Source organism: Bradyrhizobium sp. JYMT SZCCT0180, assembly GCF_018130165.1.
Lineage (GTDB): Bacteria > Pseudomonadota > Alphaproteobacteria > Rhizobiales > Xanthobacteraceae > Bradyrhizobium.
In genome coordinates this window covers 17,523-32,367 of record NZ_JAFCLZ010000023.1, presented here as the reverse complement: position 1 = coordinate 32,367, position 14,845 = coordinate 17,523, and the positions used below count along the sequence as shown (strand labels likewise).

The following is a 14,845-nucleotide window of genomic DNA, read 5'->3' as shown; positions in this document are numbered from 1 at the left end:
GCCAAATCGCCTGCTTTCGCTGACAATCCAGCTGGCTGAGGTAGCTACGCGGGGAGCAATCGAATTCACAATGTCAGACATAGCAAGCTCGGCCTGACGCTGCGGCCGCTGATCCGCAACCGTTGCCTGGTTCACAACAAATAGTGCGCCGTGCCGGATGTTCCGACCCTCAAGTTGCACAACGCAAAAAGCAAAGTCGGCGCGGGTCATCAGAATGAGGCGAGCGTTCGTGAAGAGGCCGAGCGACTACCCGCCTTCGCTCGCCAGTATCGCCGTCAAATACCGACGCCGCCACCGGGATGAAGGATGAAGTCGTTGTGTGTGAGGGTCGCCGGACCGCGAAGGATGATGGTATCCGCAGCATCGATGGTTACCACCATATCCACCACATGCTGGTTGAACCAGCCTTCAGGATCGTCGGTCGTCACGATCGCCGACAGGTCGATCTTGTCCTGCCCGGACGTGAAATTCATGATCGTGTCGTGATTGGAGTTGGCCGCAAACACGAATTGATCGACATTTTCGGTCCCGAAGAACACATCCTTGTTGGCGGTGCCCGCGAGCATCACCGGCGTGACGGGGTTGGCCGCGACATTGAAAATGAAATTGACGGTATCGCTTGCGCTGAATGCATCGGTGACGGTCAGCGTTACCATGTCGGTCGAAGTCGGCGTCGAGCCCTCATTGTAGGCGATGCCGGAGAGCAGCGTCTCATTGACGTGCGCCAGCGTGCCCGAGTCCGACACAGGTGCCGCACTGGTGCCCGAACCGCTGCCTGCCGTCGTCGTCGTCAACGTGAGTGTGGCGGCATCCGGGTCGATGACGGAAAGGCCGGAAATCGTCGTCGTTCCGTCGCCATTGGACGTCGCGGCGACCTGTTCGATCGAAATCACCGGCGCATCGTTGGTGCCATTGATCGTGATGGTTTCGGTCTGCGCGACCGTCGCACCCTGCGCATCGGTCACGTTGTAGGACACCACGATCGTGGCGTGCTCACCGACTGCGAGATGATCGAACGCCGGATCGGCCGGATCGACCGTGAGCGTATGGCCGTCAGCGCCGAGCGAGACGCCGGCCGGCGCCGTCCCGGAGGCCGCTCCGCCGTTTACCGCGTAAGTCACGCCCGCAACATACAGCGTCGCGGTCTCGCCATGATCGACGTCGGACGCGCCGTTGAGCAGATTCCTGGTGAAGGCGGTAACGCCCTCGTTGACGCTGTCAGTCAGCGCCGCAACGACCACCGGCGCATCATTGGTGCCGGTGACATCGATCGTCAGCGTCGTCGTCGACGTGCCGCCATGACCATCGGATTCGGTATAGCTGAAAATGTCGCTTGCGTGCACGTCCTGCGCCAGCGCGTTGGTCAGCGGATTGGTGTTGTCGAGCGTGTAGGTCCAGCTGCCGTTGGCGTTGAGAACCAGCGATCCGTAAGTGCCGGCGACAATCGTGCCGACATCGTCGTTCGTCAGCACCCCGCCCATCGAACCCGCCACGACACCGATGACGTGATGGGTATCGGAAAGATCGACGTCGGTATCGTTGGCGAGCACGTCGCCCGACGTGGTCGAGACGCCGGCCAGCACGGAATTGTCGCTGTTGGTGCCGGCTTCTACGATATGGCCGATGTCGGTGTCGGCCACCGCGACAGGCGCGTCGTTGGCGCCAGTGACGGTGAACGTGATCGGCTGGGTCGAGGCGACGTCATGTTCGTCGGATACGGTGATGTCGTAGGTGACTGTCAGTGTTTCGCCATGGGCCAGGAAATCGAAGACGCTATCGACTGCGCTGTAGCTGAAATCAACCGAGCCGAGGCCGGTGCCGACGCTGTCGTTCAGGGGCAGCGTCAGCGTCAGCGCACTCGCCGCCGTCAGCATGCCCTCCAGGTTACCGCTGAGAGACAACGTATGGCCGCTCGAATCGTGCCAGGCAAACGCCGGCTTTGAACTGACGGCCGAATGCGTGTCGCTCAGATCGACGTCGCGGAAAGCCAGCGAGCCCGTGGCGGTGTGCACAGTGGGCTCGCCGGGGACACCAGCCTCTTCAACCTCTTCGGCGATCGCGTGCAACGCCGTGCCGGCGTCGCCGGAAACGTCGGCGGCGACTTCCGGCGCGTCGTTACTGCCGTGGACGGTGATGACAACTTCCTGTGTCGTGATGCCGCCATGATGGTCGTCGATCTCCACCGTGTAGGCCAGACTGACCCACTCGCCTTCGGCGAGGTAGTCGAAATATTGATCCGACGCCGAGAACTTCCAGTCTTGTGTGCCGGTCACGCCGCCGGTGCTATCCACCAGCGTATCGAGCGTCAGCCAGCCGAATTGAAAGCTGTAACCGGCAAGGCCGGTGGTCACGCCTGATGCGCTGACACCGGTGATGGTCACATCGTGCGTATCGCTTTGATCGACGTCGGCGAACAGGATCGTGCCTTCGACCGGATCCGGCGTCGGCGGATCGTGGGTGTCGGCGGCTTCCGTGATCGTGCCGACCAGCGAACCGCCCGTGATTGCGGGCGTATCGTTGGTACCCGTGACGGTGATGTTGATGGGTTTTGTGATCACCCCGCCACGGCCGTCGTCGATGGTCGCGGTATAGGTCAGCGTCAGGACTTCGCCGACCGCGAGGAAGTCGAACTTGCCGTCGGCGACGCTGTAGGACCAACTCGCCGAACCGTTATGGGTGTTGCCCGGCGTCTGGGTCACGCCCAGCGCCACGGCCACGTCGGCCAGTTGCTGCGCCGTCAGCGTCAACTCGTCGTCCGAAGCGCCGGTGTAGACATACGAAGTGTATGCCGCGCTCGCGACAGGCCGGTCGGTCAGATCGACGTCGGTGAAGGTGATCGTGCCTGATGCCGTATCCAGTGTCGGCGATCCCGTCGGATTTGGCTGAGCAGGGTTCGGGTTCGACAGTTCGGCGAACGCGTCGTCCGTCGTCGTGATGGTGGGGACGTCGTTGGTGCCGATCACGGTGACGTCGGCGCCGTTGATCGAGATGCTGACCGGCGTGAACACCACGCCGCCATGGCCGTCGTCGACCTTGATGACGTAGTTGAGGATCAGCGTCTCGCCCTTGGCGATGAAATCGAAGGCATGGTCGGCGATGCTGTAGGTCCAGGTCGCCGAACCGTTATGGCCGTTTCCGCCCCCCTGCACCACATTCAACGGAACCTTGACGGTCGCAATCGCGTCCAGTTGCGCCTGCGTCAGCGTCGCGGTGACGTTATGCCCCTGCGCGTCGAGGTATCGGAACGGCTCGGTTGTCGAGATCGCTGCGCTCACGACCGGGCGATCGGTCAAATCGGTATCGGTGAAGGTGACGGTGCCCGAGATCGTATCGATCGTGTTATTGCCGGTGCCGTCCCGCTCGATGACGGTGCCACCGCTGGTGGCAACGGTCGGCTTGTCGTTGGTGCCTGTGATCGTGATGGTGAAGGTCTTGAACGTGATCTCGTTGTTCGCCGCGAAATTATTGTCGACCCGCGCGATGTAGGTCAGCGTCAAGGTCTCGCCGGCGGCCAGGAAATCGAAGGCGCCGTCCGGGACGCTGTAGGTCCAGGTCGCCGTGCCGCGGTTTTTTTGGTTGGGATCCTGCACGACGGCAAGCGGCACTTCCACCGCCTTGATCGCGGCTACCTGCTCCGCCGTCAGCGACGCGGTGACGTCGCTGTGCTGCGCGTTCTCATACTTGAACGAGGCAAAGCTCGCCTGGGCGGTCGGCACGTCGCCCGGATTGAGGTCGGAATACGCGATCTCGCCGGTCAATGTATCCTGCGCGGCACTGCCGGTCAGGCCTGCGCGCTCGGTGAAAGCCGCATTGGAGGTGACGACGTCAGGCGGCCCCGGAATGTGGTCGGTCGCTTTGGCTGCCGTACCGGTGTTCGTCGGGAGAGGCGTGTCGACGAACGGAGTCACCGTCACCTTCACGGGCACGGTTTCGCCGCCCGCCAGTCTGATGAACATATTTTCCGGTACCGGCGAATCGGTGAACCGGTGCAGCTGCTGAGGATTGTTCAGGTCGGTGAATTTCAGCTGGAAGACATCGGAGATGATCTTCTGCGCATCGGGCGACAGCTGCACGGAGGAGAGGAAATTGACCGTGCCCTGGCCGCTGACGATGGTCTGCGTTCCGGCCTGATTGACGGTCGCGATCGGCGTCATCGTGGTCTTGTCGAACAGGATGTAGGAGCCGGTCGTGCCGTCGGGCTCGACCAGCACCTGGAATTTCGCCGGCGGCGCTCCGCCCTGGCCCGGCACGGCGAAATCGATTTCGACCAGCACCGCGGTGCCGCGGATGCCCATGGTCGCAACCGGCGTGTCGACCTTCATGTCGCCCTTCTTGGCGGTAGCGCCGGCGACGAACGAGATGGTGCCCTGCACCAGGCTGATCAGCGACGAATTGTTCGACCCGTTCGGGTCGTAGATCATTTCGTTCAGCACCATCCTGGCGTTAGATGCGAGACCGAACACGCTGCCGTCGATGAAGGTGATGCCGAGCGTCGAATCGGAACCGGACTGGACCACGTCGCCTTTGTTGACGTTGTCGCCATTGTTCAGAATGATCGAAACGCCGTTGCGGATCGCGGTCGCGGTACCGACCAGCTTGGTGACATGGCCGATGACCTGGGCCATGCTCGGGCTGCCGTCGGCCTGCGCCAGCTGGGTGTGGCCGGTCAGCGCGTTGACAAGATTGCCGGTCAGATGGGCGCCATCGGGGGATGCCAGGGCTGCGCGCTTCTCGCCCTTGAAATAGTCATGCAGCACCAACTCGCGGCCGTCGCCCGACAGGACGAGGTCGACACCCGTGCGCTTGAAATCGCCGGTGAAGAGCAAATGGGCGTCTGGAACGATAATGGCGCCCGACGGCGCATGCGTGGATACGCTGTCCGTGTGGACGTGCCCACCGAGGTGAGCGCCGTGGCCGCCAGGCAACACGTCGGTAAATTTGCCGGCCAAAGTCAAATGGGCCCCGCCGCCGCTAGGGTTAATGAAAATACAATATTCAAAGGTCTAACCGTGCATATCACGAATGGTCTTTTAGGGAACCATCCATTTTTTGTGCAATCTGCTTAGGTTAGAGTCACTTTCCAGATCAGTCTTCTGTATTTTTCTCAAGCAAACCTAGTACTCCCCTAGCATACGCGGAGGAATACATAGTTATACTTGAGCCGAGGAGAGATTAGTTGGGGTGTTCGCAGGAAAACGTCTTCGATCTATACATATCAATTCTCTTCCCCCGTAAAACCCCGGTATATCTCGGTATATGATGCCATTTTCCAAGTCAAAACTGTGACTTGGCTTACAAATTACGCGAATCTGACCAAGTTAGTCATATTAACCTGAAAACAACGATAACGCACGGTTAAGCACCATCCCATGGATAGGGCAGTCGCGGCTCCGCAAAGGTTCGATAAAATTTTCGGGAAACCGGCGAGACAAATTTTAAGCTGTTTCGCGCTTTCCGGCCTGCTATCGTCGGTTTTAAGCAGATCAAAAGCTCCCACGCCCATCGTCATCCCGGTGAAATGATCCGGTCACGAGCGGGCTAACGAGCCCGCCGACAATGCCCGGACAAGGGGCGTCAAATGGCGATATCAGTGAGTTCGCGTGCGTTGCGCGCAGCGTTCTTTGCGTGCGGCTTGCTCATAGGCGGCCTGGCTTGGTTCGGGCCAGCGGCGGCGGCCGGAACGCTGCTCTCCCCCGGCACTGCGGTTCTGATCAAGAAATCCACCCAGCCGTTCGGGCAGCCCACCGCGATGCTTCTCGACGGCGGATTGCACGAGAAATGGCAAAATCTGCAACGCCGCCTCGACGATGAAATGGTGCAGCTTGCACTGTGCGAGGGCGATCGCGAAGGCTGCGTCTCGCCGGCCGCGCTGCGATTCCTCGCCATCATCGACGCCGCCAAGCTTCGCGAGGGCCGCGCCCGACTCGGCGAGATCAATCGGGCCATCAACCTTGCGGTCCGGCCGATGAGCGACCTCGCACAATATGGCCAGCTCGACGTCTGGGCCTCGCCGCTTACCACGCTGACGCGGGGCGGCGACTGCGAGGATTATGCCATTGCGAAATTCGTGGCGTTGCGACAGGCCGGCATTGCGCCCGACGATCTGCGGATCGTGATCATGCGCGACACCGTCCGCGGCGAGGATCACGCGGTTGCCGCCGCGCGGCTGGACGGGCACTGGCTGACGCTTGATAACCGCCGCATGGCAATGGTTGAAGATTCCGACATCCGGAATTACCGGCCGACCTTCGTGATCGATCAGCACAGCGTCATGCGATACACCGATGCGCCCGTGCTCACCGCCGCATCTCGCAATCCCGAAGCACCGGTCGTGATCAGCGCGCTGGCAGCGCCCGGCCCTGTCGCGCCCGCCAACCAGGCTCCGACGACAACCGATTGAGCGATTTCATTCCGCGGCGACGATTGAAACGCCGCACGACCAGCGCGGCGGTCGACCGACCTGGTGTCGCCATGCGCGCCCCAGGATCCGCATCTGGAATATCGGATACAACGCTTCCCGCAATTTTCATTGCGCGATCAACGAGAGTCATCATGCCATGCTGCAGTGCAGCCGGACCGCATGCTGCATTCTGTTTGGCGAAAACATGACGATACAAATTTTCTCTTTTTGTTTTCGTGCTCGCGTTTGATTGACGCCGTCGTTCCCACCGGCATACCATTCCGACAGATCCGCTAGAGATCATTGGAGGGGACTAGGATGACGCGTTCGCCGTGCGGTGATTCTGTTTGCCGTTTTTTTCCTGAAAGCTTTTCCAATTTGCATCGGCCGGTTCGCCTTGCGCTGGCGATCGGGTTTGGGCTGGCAGTCTCCTCCACGGCGACGCTCGCGCAAAGTCCCGCCAAGGGATCGCCGGAGCACATCAAGGCCGTCACCTCCGCGGTCGACGGCGCCTCGATCAAGGCCAACACCGCGACATCGAACGACTGGCCGACCATCGGCCTCGACTATGCGGAAACGCGCTTTTCCAAGCTGAACCAGATCAACATCGACAACGTCAAGAAGCTCGGCCTGGTGTGGAGCTATCCGCTCGAATCCTCCCGCGGTGTCGAGGCAACCCCGGTGGTGGTCGATGGCATCATGTACCAGACCGCCTCCTGGAGCGTGGTCCATGCGATCGACGCCCGAACCGGCAAGAGACTCTGGACCTTCGATCCCGGCATTGACAAGGAGAAGGGCTACAAAGGCTGTTGCGACGTCGTCAATCGCGGCGTGGCGCTCTGGAAGGGCAAGGTTTTCCTCGGCGCCTATGACGGCCGCCTGATCGCGCTCGACGCCGTCACCGGCAAGGTCGTCTGGGAAAAGGACACCATCGTCAGCAAGGAGCACTCCTACACCATCACCGGCGCGCCACGCGTGTTCAACGGCAAGGTCGTGATCGGCAATGGCGGCGCCGAATATGGCGCGCGCGGCTACATCACCGCCTATGACGCCGAGACCGGTAACCAGGCCTGGCGCTGGTTCACGGTGCCCGGCGATCCCTCAAAACCGTTCGAAGATGAGTCGATGGCGGCAGCCGCCAAGACCTGGGATCCGGCCGGGAAATACTGGCTCAACGGCGGCGGCGGAACGGCGTGGGACACCATCACCTTCGATCCCGACCTGAACATGGTCTATGTCGGCACCGGCAACGGCTCGCCGTGGAATCGGGACATCCGCAGCCCGTCCGGCGGTGACAATCTCTATTTGGCGTCGCTGGTGGCGCTGAACGCCGACACCGGCAAGTACATCTGGCACTATCAGGAAACCCCCGGCGATCATTGGGACTACACATCGACGCAGCCGATGATCCTGGCGGACATCAACATCGATGGCGCGCCAAGGAAGGTCATTCTCCATGCGCCGAAGAATGGCTTCTTCTTCGTCGTCGACCGCACCAACGGCAAGTTCATCTCGGCCAAGAATTTCGTCGATGTGAACTGGGCGACCGGTTACGACGCCAATGGTCGGCCGATCGAAGTGCCGGCCGCGCGCGGGCGAGAACAGTATGACAGCATTCCCGGACCGTACGGCGCCCACAACTGGCACCCGATGTCGTTCAATCCGCAGACCGGCCTCGTCTATCTGCCGGCGCAGAACATTCCGGTGAACCTGACGCCGGAAAAGACCGTCAAGCACAATGCGCAGGAGCCGGGCAAATTCGCGTCCGCTGCGGGCTGGAATGTCGGCTTCATGCTGAATGCGACGCCGCCGAAATCAGCGCCGTTCGGCCGGTTGATCGCCTGGGACCCGGTGAAGCAGAAGGAAGCCTGGCGCGCCGAATATGTCTCGCCATGGAACGGCGGCACGCTGACCACCGCGGGCAATCTGGTTTTCCAGGGCACGGCTGACGGACGCTTCGTCGCCTACAACGCCACGTCAGGCGAAAAGCTCTGGGAGTCGCCGACCGGCACCGGCGTGGTGGCGGCAGCCTCGACCTACATGCTCGACGGCAAGCAGTATGTCTCGATCGCGGTCGGCTGGGGCGGCGTGTACGGGATTGGGATGCGCGCCACCGAGTTGCAGAGCCCGGGCACGGTCTACACCTTCGCGGTAGACGGCAAGGCGCCGCTGCCCGCCTTCGTGAAGTACCAGACCGAGGGCCTGCTCGCCGGCGTCAAGTATGACCCGAAGGACGTGCCCGATGGCACCGCGCTCTATGTCACCGCCTGCGCCCAGTGCCACGGCGTGCCCGGCGTCGACAAGGGCGGCAATGTCCGAAACCTCGGCTATGTTCCGAAGGAGACCATCGAGAACCTGAAGGACTTCGTGTTCAAGGGTCCGTTCCGCGACCAGGGCATGCCTGACTTCACCGGCAAGCTGACCGAAGCGGATGTGACGAAGATCGCCGCCTTCATCCAGGGTACGGCGGACGCGATCAGGCCGAAGCCGGCCGAAGCCGCGGGACAGCCGAAGCAATAGCCCAACTCGTCATGGCCGGGCTTGTCCCGGCCATCCACGTCTTCGTTCCTTATGCCGCCAAGGCGTGGATGCCCGGGACGTAGGCGAGCGGAAGCGACGCCGTCCTTCAGACGGCGATGCCCGGGCATGACGGAGAGAGTAGGATCCGTCCAGAAAAGAAGGGCTGCGCGAGATAATCGCGCAGCTTTTCTCATTGGAGCGTGCATTGGCGATCGCCGGTCGATTGCACTCCACCGACCCGCTAGGCCCCTCGCCTCAGTCCGAAACAGCAGTTGGCGTCATTGCGAGCAAAGCGAAGCAATCCATAGGCAACGAGCAAGAATGGATTGCTTCGTCGCTTTGCTCCCTTGCGCAAACGCTTCGCGTTTGCCGCAGGCAATGACGGAGGAACCAGCGGAAATGCACAATAAAAAGGGCTGCGCGAGGTGATCGCGCAGCCCTTCGTTGTTTGGAAGGCGAACCTTCGGAAGACGAGCCTCAGAACATCAGGCCTTCCTTCACCAGCACCCAGCGGCCATTCTTGACCTGCTGGACCTGGGTGATGGTGGTGGCGAGATGGTTGGTTTTCGAGAACACGGTCGGCGGCGAGCTGAAGATATCCTGGAACTTGTCACCCGACTCCAGCGCATCGAGCATCTTCTGGCCAGTCAGATCCTTGCCGGCCTTGTTGGCATAATGCGCGAACGTCATCACCGCATTGTAGCCAATGATCGCCTGGGTATTGGCGTCGGCGCCGAACATCTTCTTGTAGTTGACGAGCCAGTCCTTCACTTTTCCCTTGGCGGTGTCTTCGTAGGGAATTTCGAAGCCTGAGGCGGAATACAGACCTTCAACCACTTCCTTGCCGAGCGCCGGCACTTCGAGCACGTTCACCGGCGTGGCGCCGAGGAAGGTGACGTCCCATCCGAGTTTCTTGGCTTCGCCCATCGTGCCGATCGGCTCGCGGAGCACCGCGCCGAGCACGACCAGATCGCAACCGTCGGACTTCATCTTGGCGACCTGCGCGCTGAAGTCGGATGCACCGCGCTTGTAACTGGTGATGGAGGCCGGCGTGACCTTCATCGCGGCGAGCTGCTGGTTGAAACCATCGAGCACGTTTTTGCCGTACTCGTCATCCTGATGCATGATGCACGGCTTCTTGAAATTCTTGGCCTCCATCATGTATTTGAGCGCCGCGCGCGTGCTCTCGACGTAAGGCAGGAGGTTGTTGAATTTCAGCCGTTCCTGCGGCTTGGCCGGATCGAACTTGAAGGTGAATTCGGCCGCGGTGAGCGGAAACAGTTGCATCACCCCGGCCTCGAGCAATATGTCCTGCGAGGCGAGCACGGTGGGCGACCCCATCGGGCCGACCATCGCGAAGATCTTGTCGCGCTCGACCATCTTCTGCGACGCCAGCACCGCCCGCTTCGGGTCGTAGCCGGAGTCCTCGAGAACCAGCTTGATCTTGCGGCCATGGATGCCGCCGGCGGCGTTGACTTCGTCGATCGCCATCTTCATGCCGTTGGAAACCGGAACGCCCCAGCCCTTGATCGGGCCGGACAAATCCTGATGGGTACCGATGACGATCTCGGACGCCGAGATGCCTTCATTGGTAACCTTGGTCTGGGCGTAGGCTGGCAAATGGGTCAGCGCAAGGGCGCTCACCGCAAGGCCCAACGCCCTATACGATTTCGACATTGCAGTCTCCTCTTCGTTGGCCCGTGTTGAGCGAAGGGTGGGGGCCTTCTCGTCCTTCGCCGTTTCCGAAAGTCGCGCGTTGTGCCACGACCCGTCTACTTCTCGTGAACCAAATCATGCATCACGCCAGAATAGTTATTCGACATAAGTCTCTACCAATTCGCTGCGGCGCCGACGCCACCTATCTCCCGGCCACAAAAAAGAATTCTCTTCTGCCGGAAACCGAGCCGTAACTGAAAGGCTGCTGACGATTATTCGTCGCGGCCATGACATCGTCGCGCACGATGTCGAACAGCCGCCGGACTTCGAGACCCGGCTCCATCATCCGCTCGATCAACGCCGAGACAAACGGGCTGTGGCTTCCGTCGCCATCCAGCGCCGTTTCGCCGTGCTTCGCCGCATAGACCAGCAGCGTTCCGGCCTCCGGCTCGACCCGCGCAAAGCCGCGGCCGATCGAGCGAGTTGCGGCCGTCCGGCGCATCTGGCTCGCAAACGGATTGTCGCGGCAAGCGTCGAGAAGAACAAGGCGCAGCTTTTTTGCACCCTCGACGGCGCTCATGACCTTTTCGATCCGGATTGCCTCATATTCAATGTCACGGTCCGTCAGCAACTTGGCATCGACCGGAATCAGGTAGTTCGTGCCGCCCATTTCCATGCCGTGGCCTGCGAAATAGACGACAGCCCAGTCAGCGTTGTCAGCGTCGCCTGCGAACGCACGCAACGTGTCCGTAAGCTTCTCTCGGGTGAGATCGACTTCGACCACGACTTTCTGAAAACCAAGATCGCGGAACGCCTTACCCATGGCGCCCGCATCATGCGAAGGATTTGACAGAGGCGCCGCGCCTTTATAGGCGGAATTGCCTATCGCCAGCGCGACGCGTCGTCCGAAATCCGCACCGGCCGGCGAGGGTGCCGGCAAGATCGAGGTCTGTGGCGGCGCCACCACGACCTGGGTTGAGGGCTGGGTAGCAGCAGTTTCGGGCGAGACCGCAGGTGCAGTGGACATGGCCGGCGTTCCGGAAGGCTCGACGCTATCCTTCAACGTCACCCAGCGGCCGCCCTTGATTTGCTGGACCCGCGTCACGGTGCTGGCAAGGTGATCGGTCTTCGAGAATCTGGTTGGCGCTGAACCAAAGATATCCAGGAACTGGTCGCCGGACTCCAGGGAGTCCAGCATCTTCTGCCCGGTCAGATCCCGGCCTGCTCTTTTCGCGTAGTGCGCGAACGTCGTAACGGCATTGTATCCGATGATCGCTTGCAGGCTGGCGTCGGACCCGAACATCCTGCTGTAGTCAGTCAGCCAGTCCTTCGCTCTCCCCTTGGCCGTGTCGGGATAGGGCATTTCAATGCCTGATGCGGCATAAAGGCCATCGACCGTTTTCCCGCCGCGCGTCGGCACTTCCTGCACGTTGGTGGGTGTCGCGCCGAGGAACGTGACGTCCCAGCCGAGCTTCCTAGCTTCGCCCATCGCGCCGATGGTTCCGCGAATTGCGGTACCGAGCACGACGAGGTCGCAGCCGTCGGCTTTCATCTTGACGACCTGCCCGCTGAAGTCGGTGGCGCCCCGCTCGTGGCTAACGATCGAGGCCGGCGTCAGTCTCATCGCGGCGACTTGCTGGGTAAAGCCTTCGAGCACGTTTTTTCCGTACTCGTCGTCCTGGTGCATCACGCAGGGCTTCTTGAAGTTCTTCGTCCTGCCCAAATAAGCGAGTGCGGAGCGAATACTGTCGGCGTAGGGCAGCTGGTTGCTGAATTTCAAACGCTCCTGCGGCCTTGCCGGGTCGAAGCGATAGGTGAACTCGGCAGCAGGCATCGGAAATAGTTGCAATACGCCGGCATCGAACAAGACAACTTGCGCAGCCAGTACAGTCGGCGAACCCATCGGGCCGACCATGGCGAAAATCTTGTCCTGCTCGACCAGCTTTTTCGTCGCCAGCACCGCCTTGTTCGGATCGTAGCCATTGTCTTCGACAATGAGCCGCAGTTTGCGCCCGTTAATGCCGCCTGCGGCGTTGATTTCCTTGGCGGCCATCTTCATGCCGTTGGAAACCGGAAGGCCCCAGACCTTGATCGGGCCGGACAAATCCTGATGGGTGCCGATGACGATCTCGGTGCCGGAAATGCCCTGATTTGTCACCCTGGTCTGCGTCGACGCGGGCAGATGGGTCGACAGCAGAACAACCACGGCCAAGCACAGGGCCGTGGACAATCTCGACATCGATTTATCTGCCAGTGCCTTCATTGCGCAAAGGGCCCTCTCACCCTCGCCGCCTCCAAAAAACCCTGCTCAAGAGGCAGCACCTCACGCCACCGCCCGTTCGCCGTACATGGCGCCGATCTCGGCCGCGTAACGCTTGTTCACAAAGCTGCGCTTCAATTTCATGGTCGGCGTCAATTCCTCGTCCTCGGGCGTCAGCTGACGCTCGATCAGGAAAAATTTCTTAATGGTCTCTACCCGCGCGAAGTTGACGTTGACCGCCTCGATCTCGCGCTGGATCAGGTCCTGGATCTCGGGCGCGCGGCACAGGCTCGCATAGTTGGTAAAGGGAATGTCGTGGTCCTGCGCGAACTTCTCGACATTCTCCTGGTCGATCATGATGAGACAGGTGAGGAACGGCCGCTTGTCGCCGATCACCACCGCGTCGGAGACGTAGGGCGAGAACTTCAGCTGGTTCTCGATCTCGGATGGCGTGATGTTTTTGCCGCCCGAAGTGATGATGATGTCCTTCATCCGGTCGGTGATCTTGACGAAGCCCTCATTGTCGATCGAGCCGACGTCGCCGGTGTGCAGCCAGCCTTTGGCGTCGATGGTCTCGGCGGTCTTTTCCGGCTGGTTGAGATAGCCCATGAACAGGAAGTCGCCCTTGATCAGGATTTCGCCTTGCGGGGAAATCGCGACCTCGCCCCAGGGCGCGGCCTTGCCGACCGAACCCAGCTTCATGCGGTCGGGCGGCATCACGGTGGCCACACCGCAATTCTCGGTCTGGCCGTAGACCTCGCGCATGTCGATGCCGAGCGCGAGATACCAGCGGATCAGATCCGGCGCGATCGGCGCGGCCCCGGTGAAGGCCAGACGGCAGCGATCGAGCCCGAGCATGCGGCGGATGTTGCGGAACACCAGCCAATAGGCGAACTGATTGGCGATCCGCAAGGTCAGCGGCGGCGTTTCACCCTCGAGCTTGCTCTCGGTCACGCGATTGCCGATTCCCAGCGCCTGGCGGTACATCCAGTTCTGGAACGGCGTCGCGTCCTTGAGCGCGATCGTGATCCCGGAATAGAATTTTTCCCAGATCCGCGGCACCGCCAGGAACGCGGTCGGCTGCACTTCGCGCAGATTGTCCGGCACGGTTTCCGGGCTTTCGGCGAAATTCATCACCGATCCCAGTGCCAGCGAAATGTAATAGCCGCCGATCCGCTCGGCGACGTGGCAGAGCGGCAGGAACACCAGCCGCTCTTCGGCGTCGGTGGAGGGGAACAGATCGTTGGCGTGACGCATCTGGTGCGTGACGCTGCGGTTGGAATGCATCGCGCCCTTGGGCGGACCTGTCGTGCCTGACGTGTAGACGAGGATGGCCAGATCACCCGCGCCTCGGCTCGCGATCATCGCATCCCACAGCGCCGGATCGTCGTGACTGTGGTTGCGCCCCAGCGCGGTGAATTCGGCCAGCGACATCACCATCGGGTCGCTGAAGCCAGAGAGGCCTTCCATGTCGAACACGACGATCTTCTGCAGGGTCGGGCAGCGTTCGCGGCAGGACAGGATCTTGTCGAGCTGCTCTTCATCCTCGGCGAAGATCACGCGTGTCGAGGAATCGTTGATGAGGTATTCGACCTGGACCGACGAGTCGGTTGGATAGATCCCGGACGAGACGCCGCCGGCGCAGAGGATGCCCATGTCGGCATACACCCATTCGGGAACCGCGTTCGCGATGATCGACGCGACGTCGCCCGGCTTGAAGCCGGTGGCATGCAAGGCGTAGGCGATATCCTTCGATATCTGCAGCCACTGCCGCCAGCTGGTCGGCTGCCAGATGCCGAACGTCTTTTCGCGGATCGCCGGCCGGTCGCCGCGCGTTTCCACGGCCAGCAAAAAGCTCTTCGCGATCGTGTCGGCGACCGTCAGCACTGCCGGTCTGGCCATGCGTCTTCCTCCCTCTCTCGCCTGCGTCCGACGCCGGTCTTGTCAGCCGGTCTTGTTGTCGAGGCAGGCTCGAATTTAGCTCAAAATCACTAGGAACGCCAAGGTCT

At 61.3% G+C, this 14,845-nt stretch carries 6 protein-coding genes; 2 read left to right on the top strand and 4 right to left on the bottom strand.

What is annotated here, in order from left to right; translation table 11 throughout:
- Nucleotides 1-275 precede the first annotated feature (275 nt).
- The gene (locus JQ641_RS29165) at nt 276-4,955 is read right to left on the bottom strand and encodes a VCBS domain-containing protein (protein ID WP_211999316.1); all 4,680 of its coding nucleotides are present in this window, start codon (nt 4,953-4,955) and stop codon (nt 276-278) included.
- A gap of 623 nt (nt 4,956-5,578) precedes the next feature.
- On the opposite strand from JQ641_RS29165, the gene JQ641_RS29160 reads away from it, so the two are divergent.
- Entirely contained in the window at nt 5,579-6,400 is an 822-nt protein-coding gene (locus JQ641_RS29160) for a transglutaminase-like cysteine peptidase (protein ID WP_211999315.1), read from the top strand.
- 408 nt (nt 6,401-6,808) lie between these two features.
- A complete protein-coding gene (locus JQ641_RS29155; protein WP_349628644.1) occupies nt 6,809-8,920 on the top strand; it encodes a PQQ-dependent dehydrogenase, methanol/ethanol family in 2,112 nt (703 codons plus the stop codon).
- A 477-nt stretch (nt 8,921-9,397) separates the two neighbouring features.
- On the opposite strand, the gene JQ641_RS29150 is transcribed toward JQ641_RS29155, so the two are convergent.
- The 3 genes from JQ641_RS29150 to JQ641_RS29135 all read right to left on the bottom strand — a co-directional run bounded on the left by JQ641_RS29150 (nt 9,398) and on the right by JQ641_RS29135 (nt 14,738).
- Nucleotides 9,398-10,597, bottom strand: coding sequence for an ABC transporter substrate-binding protein (locus JQ641_RS29150; RefSeq protein ID WP_211999313.1), 1,200 nt, complete (start codon nt 10,595-10,597; stop codon nt 9,398-9,400).
- 181 nt (nt 10,598-10,778) lie between these two features.
- Nucleotides 10,779-12,815: an ABC transporter substrate-binding protein gene (locus JQ641_RS38170; RefSeq protein ID WP_249150817.1), complete on the bottom strand. Its 2,037-nt coding sequence runs from the start codon at nt 12,813-12,815 to the stop codon at nt 10,779-10,781.
- 84 nt (nt 12,816-12,899) lie between these two features.
- Nucleotides 12,900-14,738, bottom strand: a complete 1,839-nt coding sequence (locus tag JQ641_RS29135; protein WP_211999312.1) for an AMP-dependent synthetase/ligase — start codon at nt 14,736-14,738, stop codon at nt 12,900-12,902.
- Nucleotides 14,739-14,845 lie beyond the last annotated feature (107 nt).

Excerpts from the sequence above, each read along its gene's own strand:
- JQ641_RS38170 (WP_249150817.1), bottom strand. The coding sequence starts at position 12,815 with ATGTCGAGATTGTCCACGGCCCTGTGCTTGGCCGTGGTTGTTCTGCTG.
- JQ641_RS29160 (WP_211999315.1), top strand. The coding sequence starts at position 5,579 with ATGGCGATATCAGTGAGTTCGCGTGCGTTGCGCGCAGCGTTCTTTGCG.
- JQ641_RS29150 (WP_211999313.1), bottom strand. The coding sequence starts at position 10,597 with ATGTCGAAATCGTATAGGGCGTTGGGCCTTGCGGTGAGCGCCCTTGCG.
- JQ641_RS29135 (WP_211999312.1), bottom strand. The coding sequence starts at position 14,738 with ATGGCCAGACCGGCAGTGCTGACGGTCGCCGACACGATCGCGAAGAGC.